This window comes from Reichenbachiella ulvae, from assembly GCF_025833875.1.
In the GTDB taxonomy this organism is placed as follows: Bacteria; Bacteroidota; Bacteroidia; order Cytophagales; family Cyclobacteriaceae; genus Reichenbachiella; species Reichenbachiella ulvae.
Map to the genome: position 1 here is coordinate 3,226,586 of NZ_JAOYOD010000001.1, position 12,752 is coordinate 3,239,337.

15 protein-coding genes are annotated in these 12,752 nt (G+C 42.2%); 7 read left to right on the plus strand and 8 right to left on the minus strand.

Translation table 11 applies throughout. From position 1 onward, the window contains the following. Window positions 1-12: 12 nt before the first annotated feature. The 5 genes from N7U62_RS12830 to N7U62_RS12850 are packed head-to-tail and all read left to right on the plus strand — an operon-like array spanning window position 13 to window position 5,376. Window positions 13-2,019 carry a BatA domain-containing protein gene (locus N7U62_RS12830; protein ID WP_264138378.1) on the plus strand — a complete coding sequence of 669 codons (2,007 nt, stop codon included), beginning with the start codon at window positions 13-15 and terminating at the stop codon, window positions 2,017-2,019. Beyond that, on the plus strand, window positions 2,020-3,282 hold the full coding sequence (locus N7U62_RS12835) for a dihydroorotase (RefSeq protein ID WP_264138379.1): 1,263 nt from the start codon (window positions 2,020-2,022) through the stop codon (window positions 3,280-3,282). Next, entirely contained in the window at window positions 3,279-3,806 is a 528-nt protein-coding gene (locus tag N7U62_RS12840; protein ID WP_264138380.1) for a DUF4199 domain-containing protein, read from the plus strand. The genes N7U62_RS12835 and N7U62_RS12840 overlap by 4 nt, the downstream gene beginning before the upstream one ends. Window positions 3,807-3,847: 41 nt before the next feature. Next, on the plus strand, window positions 3,848-4,405 hold the full coding sequence (locus N7U62_RS12845) for a DUF4199 domain-containing protein (RefSeq protein ID WP_264138381.1): 558 nt from the start codon (window positions 3,848-3,850) through the stop codon (window positions 4,403-4,405). Further along, on the plus strand, window positions 4,402-5,376 hold the full coding sequence (locus N7U62_RS12850) for a glycosyltransferase family 2 protein (RefSeq protein WP_264138382.1): 975 nt from the start codon (window positions 4,402-4,404) through the stop codon (window positions 5,374-5,376). The genes N7U62_RS12845 and N7U62_RS12850 overlap by 4 nt, the downstream gene beginning before the upstream one ends. Before the next feature lie 28 nt (window positions 5,377-5,404). On the opposite strand, the gene N7U62_RS12855 is transcribed toward N7U62_RS12850, so the two are convergent. The 4 genes from N7U62_RS12855 to N7U62_RS12870 form a co-directional block, all read right to left on the minus strand. Continuing rightward, window positions 5,405-5,773 carry a type II toxin-antitoxin system VapC family toxin gene (locus N7U62_RS12855; protein ID WP_264138383.1) on the minus strand — a complete coding sequence of 123 codons (369 nt, stop codon included), beginning with the start codon at window positions 5,771-5,773 and terminating at the stop codon, window positions 5,405-5,407. Further along, window positions 5,767-5,991 carry a DUF2281 domain-containing protein gene (locus tag N7U62_RS12860; RefSeq protein WP_264138384.1) on the minus strand — a complete coding sequence of 75 codons (225 nt, stop codon included), beginning with the start codon at window positions 5,989-5,991 and terminating at the stop codon, window positions 5,767-5,769. Before N7U62_RS12860 ends, N7U62_RS12855 begins: the two co-directional genes overlap by 7 nt. Before the next feature lie 63 nt (window positions 5,992-6,054). Then, a complete protein-coding gene (locus N7U62_RS12865) occupies window positions 6,055-6,825 on the minus strand; it encodes a class I SAM-dependent methyltransferase (protein WP_264138385.1) in 771 nt (256 codons plus the stop codon). Window positions 6,826-6,881: 56 nt separating this feature from the next. Continuing rightward, window positions 6,882-7,490, minus strand: a complete 609-nt coding sequence (locus tag N7U62_RS12870; RefSeq protein WP_264138386.1) for a hypothetical protein — start codon at window positions 7,488-7,490, stop codon at window positions 6,882-6,884. A 258-nt stretch (window positions 7,491-7,748) separates the two neighbouring features. Here N7U62_RS12870 and N7U62_RS12875 point away from each other — a divergent pair, with 258 nt between their 5' ends. After that, window positions 7,749-10,121 (plus strand): sodium-translocating pyrophosphatase, encoded by a 2,373-nt coding sequence (locus N7U62_RS12875; protein ID WP_264138387.1) that lies wholly within the window; start codon window positions 7,749-7,751, stop codon window positions 10,119-10,121. A 98-nt stretch (window positions 10,122-10,219) separates the two neighbouring features. After that, window positions 10,220-10,396 (plus strand): hypothetical protein, encoded by a 177-nt coding sequence (locus N7U62_RS12880; RefSeq protein WP_264138388.1) that lies wholly within the window; start codon window positions 10,220-10,222, stop codon window positions 10,394-10,396. On the opposite strand, the gene N7U62_RS12885 is transcribed toward N7U62_RS12880, so the two are convergent. The 4 genes from N7U62_RS12885 to aroQ all read right to left on the minus strand — a co-directional run bounded on the left by N7U62_RS12885 (window position 10,393) and on the right by aroQ (window position 12,678). Beyond that, window positions 10,393-11,106 carry a tRNA1(Val) (adenine(37)-N6)-methyltransferase gene (locus N7U62_RS12885; RefSeq protein ID WP_264138389.1) on the minus strand — a complete coding sequence of 238 codons (714 nt, stop codon included), beginning with the start codon at window positions 11,104-11,106 and terminating at the stop codon, window positions 10,393-10,395. The two genes, N7U62_RS12880 and N7U62_RS12885, sit on opposite strands and share 4 nt — an antisense overlap. A 2-nt stretch (window positions 11,107-11,108) precedes the next feature. Then, complete coding sequence (gene rnhA, locus N7U62_RS12890; protein ID WP_264138390.1) at window positions 11,109-11,567, minus strand: ribonuclease HI; 459 nt, start codon at window positions 11,565-11,567, stop codon at window positions 11,109-11,111. 83 nt (window positions 11,568-11,650) lie between these two features. Beyond that, window positions 11,651-12,223 carry a MarC family protein gene (locus tag N7U62_RS12895; RefSeq protein WP_264138391.1) on the minus strand — a complete coding sequence of 191 codons (573 nt, stop codon included), beginning with the start codon at window positions 12,221-12,223 and terminating at the stop codon, window positions 11,651-11,653. Window positions 12,224-12,255: 32 nt separating this feature from the next. Continuing rightward, window positions 12,256-12,678 carry a type II 3-dehydroquinate dehydratase gene (gene aroQ / locus N7U62_RS12900; protein ID WP_264138392.1) on the minus strand — a complete coding sequence of 141 codons (423 nt, stop codon included), beginning with the start codon at window positions 12,676-12,678 and terminating at the stop codon, window positions 12,256-12,258. Window positions 12,679-12,752 lie beyond the last annotated feature (74 nt).

Genomic DNA, 12,752 nt, shown 5'->3' on the forward strand with positions numbered 1-12,752 from the left:
AGATTTGCTGCGATGAGCTTTGCAAATGTGACTTTCCTATGGGGGCTTTTGGCCTTGAGTATTCCGATCATTGTTCATCTATTTAATTTTCGGAAGGCCAAGGTTGTTCAGTTTTCGAACGTGCGTTTCCTGCATCAAGTCAGAAAGAAATCCTCTTCCAAACTTCAACTCAAGCAGCTTCTGGTATTGCTATGCAGGCTTTTGTTCATTGCATTTTTGGTTTTGGCCTTTGCTCAGCCTTTTATCCCTGGGCAAGAAGAGGGATTGAATTCCTCTTCTGTGATCTTATATGTTGACAACTCCGGCAGCATGAACAACCTGAATCAGGAGAACACAGCCGCACTAACAAGTGCCAAATCCATGGCCGGCCAGTTGATAGATCTATACCCTACTGCCACCCAATTCAAAATACTGGATAACGATTTCGGGTCACAATCCTACCATTTCAAATCCGCACAAAAGGCAAAAGATATAGTCGCAGAAATGGACTACTCTCCTGTGAGTCGCACAGGTCAAGAAGTAATAGACAAAATAATGGCTCTAAAAGACGAAGGGCAAGAAAGTGAGATTTTTCTGATCAGCGACGGACAAAGAAGCACTTTTGGTCAATTGGATCAGGTGGCGGATAGTAGCTCCCAATACTACTACCTACCCATATCTACGCTGCAGAGCAACAACCTCTCGGTAGATTCGGTGTATCTCAATCACCCCTTCGTACTCGCTCACAACGACAATGTGTTAACTGCGCGAATCAAAAACAGTGGCAATTCTTCCATTGAGGATCTAATCGTCAAACTACAACTGAATGGTAAACAATTCGCAAGTGTGGCCATCAATATCGATGCTCAATCCACTAAATCCATCCCTTTCGAATTGAGCAACCAGCTCCAACAATACAATGAAGGAAAAATCAGCTTTGAGGACTTCCCAGTTACCTTTGACAATGACTTTTACCTCTCTTTCAACCTCGCGCCTAAGATCAAAGTGACAGAGATCAAGTCTACTTCAGAAAAAACTTACATTCAAAAAGTATTCGAAGACAATGCGCTTTTTGAGTTTCAATCCTTTGCCAGCGGTCAAATCGACTATCAGGTTTTGGAGGGTTCGGACCTGCTCATCTTCAATGCATTGGACGAAATCAACAACAGCCTGAATGCCCAGGTAGCCAACTTATTAAGCAGAAAAAAATCTGTACTGCTGATTCCGCATCCACAAGAAAGATTAGATGAAATCAAACAAGTGGGCTTACTCAACTATCAAAACATCAGCTCTCAAGAAAAAATTGAGTTAAAAGCTCCTGATCTGGAAAATCCATTTTTCGCAGGGATCTTCGAGAGCTTGGATCAAAACACTGCACTACCAATGGCAGCTCCACTATTCAAAATAGCAGGTCTGCAGCAAAGCCTATTGGAGCTAAAAACCGGGCAGTCTCTACTGAGCAAAATCAGCGGACAAGGCAACCTTTATGTGCTGAGCACACCCCTCATTACCGAACAGACCAATTTCTTTCGACATGCATTTTTCGTCCCAACGATGCAGCGAATCGCTGAACTAAGCGCCAGCAGCAGCAATAGACTCTACTATACGGCAGACCACAGCAACATCTCGATCACGCTCGACAGCATCAATCACCAGAAACTCTATGAATTGACACCTTACAGCCATGAAGGTAATGCACTGATACCCTCGCAGAGACTGGTACAAAACCAGCTGGTCATGGATTTCCCCAAATATTTGCTCAAACCTGGCAATTATCAACTGAAGTCGGACCAACAAACACTTGGCTTTGTTTCCTTTAATCAGGCGCCTGAGGAATCACAACTTGAGACACTTGATTCAGAAGAATTTGAAGCGCTGTATGCCGGACTGGAAAACATGGAGCGATTCGAAAAACTAAACAGTCAAAACTTCAGCCAAACCATGAAAGAAAAATACCACAGCATTGAGTTATGGAAATATGCTTTACTTTTGTCAGTGGTATTTTTAATAGCCGAATCCTTGCTACTAAGATTTTTATAAATGAGCATTTTTATAAGGGAAGCCAAAGTTTTGGATCCGCAATCTTCTCACCACAACAAGGTTGTAAACATCCTGATCAAAGAGGGAAAGATCATCTCCATCGACCAAAAAGAACATCGCGCAGATACTGTCATTGATGCCAATGGACAGTATGTGATGCCGGGGCTTTTTGATATGAAAGCCAACTTCTGTGACCCGGGATTCGAGCACAAAGAAGACATTCATAGCGGTTGCCAGTTGGCAGCAGCTTCAGGCTTTACAGGAGTGGCTTTGATCCCAAATACAGATCCCGTCGTTCAAACGAAAAGCCACATCGAATACACCAAATCAAAGAGTCGCGACTATCTGACAGACGTATATCCGATAGCAGCAGTGACCCTGGATGCCAAAGGCGAAGATCTGACTGAGATGATCGATCTGCACGAAGCGGGCGCCATTGCCTTCTCCGACGGTGAGCAACCAATGTGGCATACCGACATCATGCTGAAGTCCCTGATCTACCTTCAGAAATTCGATGGCCTGCTAATCAACCAGCCAGAAGATAAGCTTCTGACTCGTTTTGGCTCGATGAACGAAGGGATCGTAAGCACCGGGCTGGGACTAAAAGGCATGCCAGCCCTGGCAGAGCACCTGATGATCAAAAGAGACCTGGACATCCTGGCCTACAGTGGTGGACGACTGCACTTTTCTAACATCTCTTCCAAAGAAAGTGTGAAGCTGATCAAACAGGCTAAGAAAAAAGGACTGAATGTGACCTGCGATGTGAGCATACATCACCTGATTCATACGGACGCTGATTTGGAAGATTACGACTCCAACTACAAAATCAACCCTCCGCTACGTGAGGAAAAAGACAGAAAAGCACTCATCAAAGGACTGAAAGAAGGTATCATAGATGTAATCGTAAGTGCGCATAGTCCACAAGACGAAGAAAGCAAGAAATTGGAATATGATCTTGCAGAAAATGGAATCCTGGGACTCCAGACGATGATACCTGCTCTGCTTTCCTTATCAGAAGAATTGGAGCCAGCAGAATGGGTGAGCAAACTCACCTCTGCACCTCGCGAGATTCTAAAATTGCCAAAAGTGATCCTCGAAGAAAACAGTACAACCAACCTGACACTGATGAATCCACAGACCAGCTGGGTATATGACAAGGATAGTAACCTGAGCCAATCGGTCAATAGTCCGTGGTTTGGTCAGGAACTCACGGGTAAAATCACTGCCACGATCAATGGCACCAAAGAACACCTGTCAGAATGAGAGACTTGCTAAAAATATCAGCTAGATATGGATTGATTGGTAGCGCATTGATCATCATTATGTTTTTGGTTTTCTACTTTTCAGATGAAAACCCACTTCAAGAACTTCAGATGTTCGATTTATTCATCATCCCAATTTTCGTTTTCTTCGGTGTAAAAGAATTCAGAGATCGATACAATGGTGAATTGCTTAAATACTGGGAAGGAATGACTACCGGTACGATCATCGCCCTACTCATCGCCGGAATAACTGCTCTATTCTTGTACCTATTCGTAGGATGGATCGATACCTCATTATTACCAGAACATATTGAAATTCTATTGGGTAACCTGGAAGAGACTAGAGACAAGATCGTAGAAGAAATGGGAGCTGATTCCTACATCGAATCTTACGAAAAAGTCAAAGGCACCACCTTGCGAGACATCGTGATTGATAGTTTTGCCAAAAAAATCATAATTGGATTTTTGATAACTAGTGTGGTAGCCGTAGTATTGAAGCGAAAAGAATTGAAGCCTAAGAGTTAAACCTGTCTTCAGCTAGGAGACTCATTAAACACTAATAAATAGTGAATTACGAATTAAACAAAAAAGGCCTGTTACATGGTGCATTGATTGGATTGGTTGGCATTACCATTTCGTTGATGGCTTATTTGATTAGCAATGATGCATACTTCAGCTGGAGAAGTGTCACTGTGATGATTGTATCATTTGTGCTTTTGATTTTTCTAGGACGAAAAGAAAGAAGAGAAAACCACAATGGCTATCTGGAATATGGTGCCGCCTATTGGTATTGTTCTATCGCCCTTTTCATCATGATTTATCTCAATGAGATCTTTTACATCATGGTATTCAATGTATTCGATCCCGGGCTTCAAGATGTATTTATTGAGCAAAGTGTAGAATCTACGGAGCAGGTTTTCATGATGTTCGAATCTGACCAAAGTAAAATCGATGAGACTGTATTGGAAATCGAACGAGAGCTGAAGAACACTTTCAAACCCATGGCCCTACTAGCACACAGCTGGCAATTTTTGATGCAAGCCATGTTCGTTGGACTAATCGCCGCCCTATTCCTACGCAAAAACCCACCGCTTTTCGAAGAAGTAGAAGAAGAAAATTCATGAGTCAAGCCCTCCAAATTTCCGTCATAGTCCCTTTGCTCAACGAGGAAGAATCCCTTCCTGAACTAAGCGCGTGGATCGATAGGGTGATGACCGAGAACAGTTTTAGTTATGAACTGCTCTTCATAGACGATGGTAGTACTGATCAGTCCTGGGAGGTCATCTGCCAATTGAAAGAAAAGAACAGCAACATCAAAGCCATACAGTTCAACCGAAACTATGGAAAATCTGCTGCGCTAGACATAGGCTTCAAACAGGTGATTGGCGAAGTAGTGATCACGATGGATGCCGACCTGCAAGACAGTCCCGACGAAATACCGGAACTCTACGCCATGGTAAAAGGCGAAGACTATGACCTGGTATCGGGATGGAAAAAAAAGCGCTATGACCCTATCATGAAAACCATCCCTTCCAAACTCTTTAACAGGGTGGCAAGAGGGTTTTCAGGAGTTAAGCTCCACGATTTTAATTGTGGGCTCAAGGCCTATAAAAACAAGGTGGTCAAATCCATAGATGTGTATGGAGAGATGCATCGCTACATTCCATTTATCGCTAAGGGAAATGGATTCAATAATATTGGTGAAAAGGTAGTTCAGCATCAGGCCAGAAAATATGGCACCACCAAATTCGGTTTAGAAAGATTCATTTTTGGGTTCCTGGACCTGCTTTCGATCTCATTCGTTAGCAAATTCAGAAAGCGCCCTATGCACTTTTTCGGGACATTGGGAACACTTTCGTTTCTGGTAGGTAGTATTATCACAATATGGGTCGTAGCTCGTAAAATCTACGAAATCCAAATGGACTTACCAGCCAGAGACATCGTGGCACAGCCCTTGTTTTTCATGGCACTGGTCGCGATCGTCATAGGGGTACAGCTTTTCCTCACAGGCTTTATCGGAGAAATGATGATCCAGGTATCACCCAAAAAAGATGATTATTTGGTAAGTGAGAAGTTGGGGATTGAAGGGGAATAATTTGGCTCAAAATAAAACAACTATAATTCTACCAATTCAATATCTCGAATTCTAGTGAAGTGCTTTTTATTTCGTGCAAAACCGGCATATCATGAACCAAAGCTGTAGCGGCTATAAATATATCCCTAAACTCAATCAATTGATTTTGCTTCCTTAGTTCATGGTATATACTACCCGCTTTTTCCGAAACAATTTTAGTAAAAGACAAAACTGGAATATCTTCAGTCAAAGTTTGGATATCTCGCCATTTCTCAGGAGAAATAGCTCCCATGTACAATTCATAAAGACTTATCGAGCTGATATAGATTTCTGAGTTATCTGGCAGGTTGATTAAAGATGTTTTTAATTTATTGCTTGCCCTGAGGAACTCGATAAACACGCCAGTATCAACTACCATTCTTCTACCTTCAATTGGTTAATTGTCTTTCCTCCCTCTTCCAATTGATCGATATCCTCCTGAGTCCATGTAGAAACACTCTTAATTTTATTCTTCCAGCCCTTCATATCGAAAGCGCTCCTTCCCTTATGTTTGGACAACAATGCGTCTAGAAAATCTTTTACTTCTTCCTGAACACTGGGTGGTAATTCATTATATTTTAGCAATACATCATTCATTATATAATAATAACGAATTTCCAGCAACTTCGGTTTATCTCCTAAAAATGAAGTACGAGAAGATTAGTTATTCTTCCTACACAAATAAATCACTTCATCTTTAGGCAGAGCATAACGGTTCTGCTGTTCTGGACTAAGGGTCTGTACAAAATCATCTTCTACCACCTCAAAGCCTGCAGTTCTCAAGCGCTCTGGGTAATCCTTGCCATATAATCGAACATGATCATCCTGCCCAAAGATTTTTTCTCTTTCCTTAGGATTGGTAATGCTGTCGTCCTCATAGGTAGTCTCCGCTACAGGAGGAAAAAACGGAATCTGAATGATCGCCCAACCTCCAGGTCTAAGCACCCGATGAATCTCCTTCATGGATTGAATATCATCAGCTACATGTTCCATCACGTGGTTACAAAAAGTCACATCAAACGAAGCATCCTCAAAAGGCATATGATGGATATCCATCTTCACCTTGGCTAATGGAGACTCCAAATCAGCTGTGATATATCTATCTCCATGTATGGCTTCAAATCGCTTGATAAAACAAATCTCTGGAGCGATGTGCAGGATATCTTTGTCTGACTGAAAGAAATCTGTCTTTTCTTTTAGATACAACCACATGAGTCGGTGTCTCTCGAGCGCAAGACAATTCGGACACAAGGCATTGGCTCTTGCAACACGTCCATAGGGCACAAACTTAGAAAAGTGATGTTCACAAACCGGACACTCTACTTTATTGCCACGATAAAACACCGCAACGATCTTCAAAGCAAAATGACTGAATAACTGTAAGTACTTGCGAGGGACTTTCTTAAGAAAAAAACTGATGAGCTGCTTCACTATTGTCTAATTAAGCTGCAAATATAGAAATAGCCCATCATCAGGAAAGCTCCTGACTAGTTTTCTATCAATTCTTCTACCTCTCTATTGAGGCTGTCATAGCTAAATCTATACTCATAACCTGATCTCTGAAGATTGGTCAAGATAGCTTTGATGTCCTTAATCACTTCTTCTTCTCTGGCTTTATCTCTTTCATTGTGAGCAAATTTAAGAGAGGACACCATTTCTTTGAAGGTGGCGTTCATAAAGCGAATGGCTTTATAGACCTCTCCTCTATCCAGATTTTTTTCTGAGATGGTTAGGTTAGCATATGCTATTGAATTGAGCGCATTAAAAAAAGCATGGTCCAGATCATCAATAATAATTGTATCATTCCTGATTTCAGCCTCTACCAAAGCCAGATCAGCAATTGCCTGCTCGATATATTGAGTTGCTGAGGAATCAGCACTGGCTTCAATTCTTCGAATATCCAATATCGCTTCATCCAACTCTCGAATACTTCTTTCAAACTGCTTCTTTTTAATAGCTTGTCTGGCATTAGTCAAATGCTTGACAGGCTCCATCGCTTGTTCGATAGTCAATTCAGACTTGTGCGTTACATCATACAGATAAAGCGCCCCAAAGGATAAGGCGATGAAAATTATTCCTGAAAAAAAAGCGTTCATTTTCATTTGTAAAGTGGATAGATGTGAAACAAGCTTACAATCTATTTTTAGAACTTAAAATTACACAAAAAATTAAGCTCCAAAGCTTCAAAACCATATTTCTACTCGATGGACATGATCAGTTTCCGTGACTACTTTTGGCAGTAAAGATCATGTTTTTATTTATAGACTGATCGTATATATTTGTGACCCTCTGAAAAAGAGCAGGTTGTTGTTTTTCATGAGTTCAATCAATTTTTAACAATTCTAGGAGATAAGATGAGTAACTTGATTTACGTGCCAATTGGATTGGCTTTGCTGGGTCTTGTTTTTATGATGGTCAAAATGGCCTGGGTAAAAAAACAAGGTGCCGGAAATGAAAAAATGCAGGAGATATCCCGAAACATCAAAGCTGGTGCTTTGGCATTTCTCAATGCAGAATATAGGCTATTAGCCATTTTTGTAGTGATCGCTTCGATCGCATTATTTGGGATTTCCACCATGGTAGAGACTACCAGCTGGATGATTGTTCCAGCCTTTGTAGTTGGTGCCATCTTTTCTGCTGTAGCAGGAAATATCGGTATGAGAATTGCCACTGAGGCCAACGCCCGAACTACAGAAGCAGCCCGTACCAGCCTACCCAAGGCTTTACAAGTGTCCTTCAGCGGTGGAACCGTAATGGGACTGGGCGTAGCTGGATTAGCCGTATTAGGTCTGAGTTTGTTTTTCCTCATTTTCATTCAAATGTTTATGGGGCAGGCCGGTTCATTTTACTCTAACATGACCATGGTACTGGAAGCGCTCGCAGGCTTCTCTTTAGGTGCTGAATCAATTGCTCTTTTCGCTCGTGTAGGTGGAGGTATATACACCAAAGCTGCAGATGTAGGAGCTGACCTGGTTGGAAAAGTAGAAGCAGGTATCCCAGAAGATGACCCAAGAAACCCAGCGACTATTGCAGATAATGTGGGAGACAACGTGGGGGACGTAGCAGGTATGGGAGCTGACCTTTTCGGATCGTATGTAGCGACCGTTTTGGCCTCCATGGTCCTGGGTAACTATATCATCAAAGACATGGCGGATGCCGGAGTAGTGAACGATGCTTTTGGAGGTATGGGTCCTATTCTATTGCCAATCATGATTGCAGGTGTGGGAATCGTATCATCTATCATTGGTACCTTCCTGATCAAAATCAAAGACAATGACGCCAAGGAGGCTCAAGTACAAAGAGCGCTGAACTTTGGAAATATCACCTCGATCCTTTTAACTGCTGTAGCAGGGTGGTTCTTGATTGATTGGATGCTACCTGAAACCATCGTAGGAATGGAATTTTTCGGTGAAGGAACCAAAGACATTCCTAGTAGACATGTATTCTATGCAACTTTGGTTGGACTCGGTGTAGGCTATTTGATTTCCTACTTCACAGAATATTATACAGCGTTGGGCAAAAAACCTGTCATGGACATCGTAACCAACTCTTCTACGGGGGCTGCTACTAACATCATTGCCGGTTTAGCTACTGGTATGATTTCTACCTTTTCGTCAGTGATTCTTTTCGCTGTGGCTATTTGGGGTTCTTACGAATTGGCAGGATTCTATGGAGTAGCAATTGCTGCTTCGTCTATGATGGCCACTACTGCTATGCAGTTGGCGATTGATGCATTTGGGCCGATTGCAGACAATGCAGGCGGTGTAGCAGAAATGAGTGAATTACCAGACGAAGTAAGAGAAAGAACCGACATCCTGGACTCAGTAGGAAACACAACAGCTGCAGTGGGTAAAGGTTTTGCGATTGCTTCTGCCGCGTTGACTGCATTGGCTCTCTTTGCTGCTTATGTGACTTTCACTGGTATTGATGGCATCAACATCTTCAAAGCTGATGTATTAGCCGCTCTTTTTATCGGAGGAATGATACCAGTAGTTTTCTCTGCTCTTGCGATGAAATCGGTTGGTAAGGCCGCCATGGACATGGTAATGGAAGTAAGACGACAGTTCAAAGAAATACCAGGCATCATGGAAGGCACCGGTACTCCAGACTACGGTCGTTGCGTTGAGATTTCAACCAAAGCCGCTCTGAGAGAAATGATGCTTCCAGGTGCGATGACCATCGTGACTCCAATCATCATTGGTTTCGTAATGGGACCTGAAGCGCTAGGTTCTTATATGGCAGGTGTAGCTGTATCAGGGGTGCTTTGGGCGATATTCCAAAACAATGCAGGTGGTGCATGGGACAATGCCAAAAAATCTTTTGAAGCGGGTGTAATGATCAATGGTGAGATGACCTATAAAGGCTCTGAGGCCCACAAAGCGGCAGTTACCGGAGACACAGTAGGTGATCCGTTCAAAGACACCTCTGGGCCATCTATGAACATCCTGATCAAGCTGACTTGTCTGGTAGGTCTGGTGATCGCTCCTATCTTGGGTGAGATTTCAGGTACTGGGGCTCATGCCGATCATGGACAAGAAATCATGATGATGTGCAATCACCCCGGTGAAGCCTGCACTGAAAAATGTCATGCGATGAAGCAAGAAGGCGAAAAGAAAACATGTAGTCCAGATTGCAAAAAAGCCTGCTGCAAGAAAAAAGAAACAGCGAGTATCAATTCAGAAACTCTTAATGAAACGAGTCTTTCGTTGAACGAATTGAAACAATAAGACAAAAAAGGGTGGTAGCAGATGTTACCACCCTTTTTTTATTGATATTATTCAATCCCTGCTGTAAAACGAACCACATAATTAGTTATCTTACAAGCATGAGCAGAGTAAAAACCATCGCCTTAAACCTAAAAGGAACAAACTGCCCAAGATGTGGCGTTTTACAACCCACCATCCGTCTTCCAAAAAACCTCTACCAATTATTTTGGGGTGGCTATACCTGTGGCAATTGCCAAACAGAAATGGACAAATTCGGACGACCTATCAAATTCTAAAGATAGAGGTAATAGGGCTTTAACAGCTCGTTAAATTCTTGCGTAAACTCTCTTCCGTTTCGGATGTAAAATTCCTGATGATTTGGCTGAAAAGACATTCGGGTCACTTTCAGAATAGTTCTAAAAATAGGTCCCTTAGGCTGATTGTATATCGTCAAAACCTCTTCTACAAACAAGCTATTTTCTCTCACCCAACTAGAAAATTCATCTGCCTCTGGCTTTGGGTATAGAATGAAGGCTTCCCCCTTTTCGCTCAACAGATCTACCAAGGCAGCAGCAAACTTCTCTTTGGTAAATAACCCTGTATCATGTTTGGATCGGTTCTTCCCTTCATCCACAGATTTTTGACTTGCTGTAAAAAAGGGCGGGTTAGAAATGATCAAATCATACTTATTCTTATGACTTTGAGCCAAGGTAAAAACATCCTGATCGATAACATTCAGTCGAGAAGACCATGGAGATGACGCAAAATTGCTACTTGCCTGACGGGCGGAATCAGCATCTATCTCTACCGCATCAATGTTCACATCCAATCGCTGAGCCAGCATCAAAGAAAGTAAACCTGTACCTGTACCAATATCCAGCACTCTATCCGGATGTACAGTCGGTTCCATCCAAGCACCAAAGATGCAAGCTTCCGTGCTGACCTTCATGGCACAGTGCTCCTGCTCTACCCTAAATTGTTTGAAGTCAAAGTAGTGATTTGGCATGTCTAGGAATAGAGACCTGATTCAAAGCCCTGATCTGCTGGCAAATTGGGAGACAGTGCTGCCTCTACAGCCAACTCATCACAGCGTTCGTTTTCTGGGATTCCGGCATGTCCCTTGACCCACTTGAATTTCACCTTCTGTCGCTTGTAGGCAGGAATGAATCTTTCCCAAAGATCTCGATTCTTTTTATCCTTGAAATTCTTTTTTACCCAGCCCCATAGCCAACCTTTTTCCACTGCATCCACTACATATTTAGAATCTGAGTAAATCAGCACGTCGGCATTAATTACTTTCAGTGCTTCCAGCCCTTTGATAACCGCCAGAAGTTCCATACGGTTGTTTGTCGTTTTACGAAAGCCCTCCGATAGCTCCTTTCTGTGTCCTTTGGCCAAAAGCACAGTGCCATAACCACCTGGCCCTGGATTGCCACGCGAAGCACCATCTGTATATATAGTAATCATGAAATGTGTTCAAAGTTGAAAGTTCAAAGTAAAATGTTTTTATGCATTCCTTCTACTTTCAACTTTATACTTTTCACTTTTTACTACCAGATGGCCAAAGCGTTTTTGAAAAGCTTTATGGATATGGTGAGCAAAATGATACCAAACACCTTTCTGAGAATATTGAAGCCAGCTTTTCCGATCTTTCTCTCGAGCCAACTGGATGATTTCAATACTGCAAACACGAAAAGAAGGTTGAGAATGATTCCAACGAGAATATTCCAAAGTTCGAACTCTGCACGCAATGAAATCAAAGCTGTCATGGTACCCGGCCCTGCGATTAAGGGAAAGGCCAAAGGAACTATACTGCTGGTGTTAGTTTCGTCTGTATCGGGCTTAAAAAATTGAATCCCTAAAGTCATTTCCATCCCAATAAAAAACATAATCAGAGCCCCCGTAATCGCAAAAGAACCTACATCTATGCCAAATAATCCCAGGATTTTATCTCCCAAGAACAAAAAGACAATCATAATGACACCAGCCACGATGGTCGCTTTACCACTCTGGATATGCCCAGATTTTTTCCTCAGATCCAGCACAATCGGCACACTGCCCAAAATATCGATAATGGAAAACAGAATCAGGGAAACGGATATAATTTCTTTAAAACTTAGCATGGGTCAATGTGTTATGTCGTGAAGGTAAATTATCATTCTTGTTTGATGAGGTGCTCAATGGCCATCTGGTACCCTGGTAGCCCTAAGCCAATAAAATGGGCTACACAAACCGGGGTTAGATAACTATGATGACGGAAGGACTCCCTCTCCATAATGTTGGAAATATGCACCTCCACGACCGGAGTAGTGACGCCCGCAATCGCGTCTGCCAGAGCCACTGAGGTATGGGTATAACCTCCGGCATTGAAGACAATACCATCATATTCAAATCCAACTTCATGTATCTTATCGATCAAAGCTCCTTCATGATTACTTTGAAAATATTCTAGCTCATGCTCTGAAAAATTCTCCTGGAGCTGCTCAAAATATTCATCAAAACTCTGCTTCCCATATATCTCAGGCTGCCGTTTGCCAAGCAGATTAAGATTCGGACCATTCAATACCAGTATCTTCATTCCCATTTCTTTTTAGATTCACCAAAATTAGTTGAGCGAATAGAATATAGCGTATTAATTTGTGGAGATTAATT

What these genes read in the sequence shown, in the direction of transcription:
- N7U62_RS12885 (WP_264138389.1), bottom strand. Translation starts at nt 11,106, where the DNA reads ATGCCAAATCACTACTTTGACTTCAAACAATTTAGGGTAGAGCAGGAG.
- N7U62_RS12830 (WP_264138378.1), top strand. Translation starts at nt 13, where the DNA reads ATGAGCTTTGCAAATGTGACTTTCCTATGGGGGCTTTTGGCCTTGAGT.
- rnhA (WP_264138390.1), bottom strand. Translation starts at nt 11,567, where the DNA reads ATGATTACTATATATACAGATGGTGCTTCGCGTGGCAATCCAGGGCCA.
- N7U62_RS12880 (WP_264138388.1), top strand. Translation starts at nt 10,220, where the DNA reads ATGAGCAGAGTAAAAACCATCGCCTTAAACCTAAAAGGAACAAACTGC.
- N7U62_RS12875 (WP_264138387.1), top strand. Translation starts at nt 7,749, where the DNA reads ATGAGTAACTTGATTTACGTGCCAATTGGATTGGCTTTGCTGGGTCTT.
- N7U62_RS12855 (WP_264138383.1), bottom strand. Translation starts at nt 5,773, where the DNA reads ATGGTAGTTGATACTGGCGTGTTTATCGAGTTCCTCAGGGCAAGCAAT.
- N7U62_RS12835 (WP_264138379.1), top strand. Translation starts at nt 2,020, where the DNA reads ATGAGCATTTTTATAAGGGAAGCCAAAGTTTTGGATCCGCAATCTTCT.
- N7U62_RS12850 (WP_264138382.1), top strand. Translation starts at nt 4,402, where the DNA reads ATGAGTCAAGCCCTCCAAATTTCCGTCATAGTCCCTTTGCTCAACGAG.
- N7U62_RS12895 (WP_264138391.1), bottom strand. Translation starts at nt 12,223, where the DNA reads ATGCTAAGTTTTAAAGAAATTATATCCGTTTCCCTGATTCTGTTTTCC.
- aroQ (WP_264138392.1), bottom strand. Translation starts at nt 12,678, where the DNA reads ATGAAGATACTGGTATTGAATGGTCCGAATCTTAATCTGCTTGGCAAA.
- N7U62_RS12860 (WP_264138384.1), bottom strand. Translation starts at nt 5,991, where the DNA reads ATGAATGATGTATTGCTAAAATATAATGAATTACCACCCAGTGTTCAG.
- N7U62_RS12840 (WP_264138380.1), top strand. Translation starts at nt 3,279, where the DNA reads ATGAGAGACTTGCTAAAAATATCAGCTAGATATGGATTGATTGGTAGC.
- N7U62_RS12870 (WP_264138386.1), bottom strand. Translation starts at nt 7,490, where the DNA reads ATGAACGCTTTTTTTTCAGGAATAATTTTCATCGCCTTATCCTTTGGG.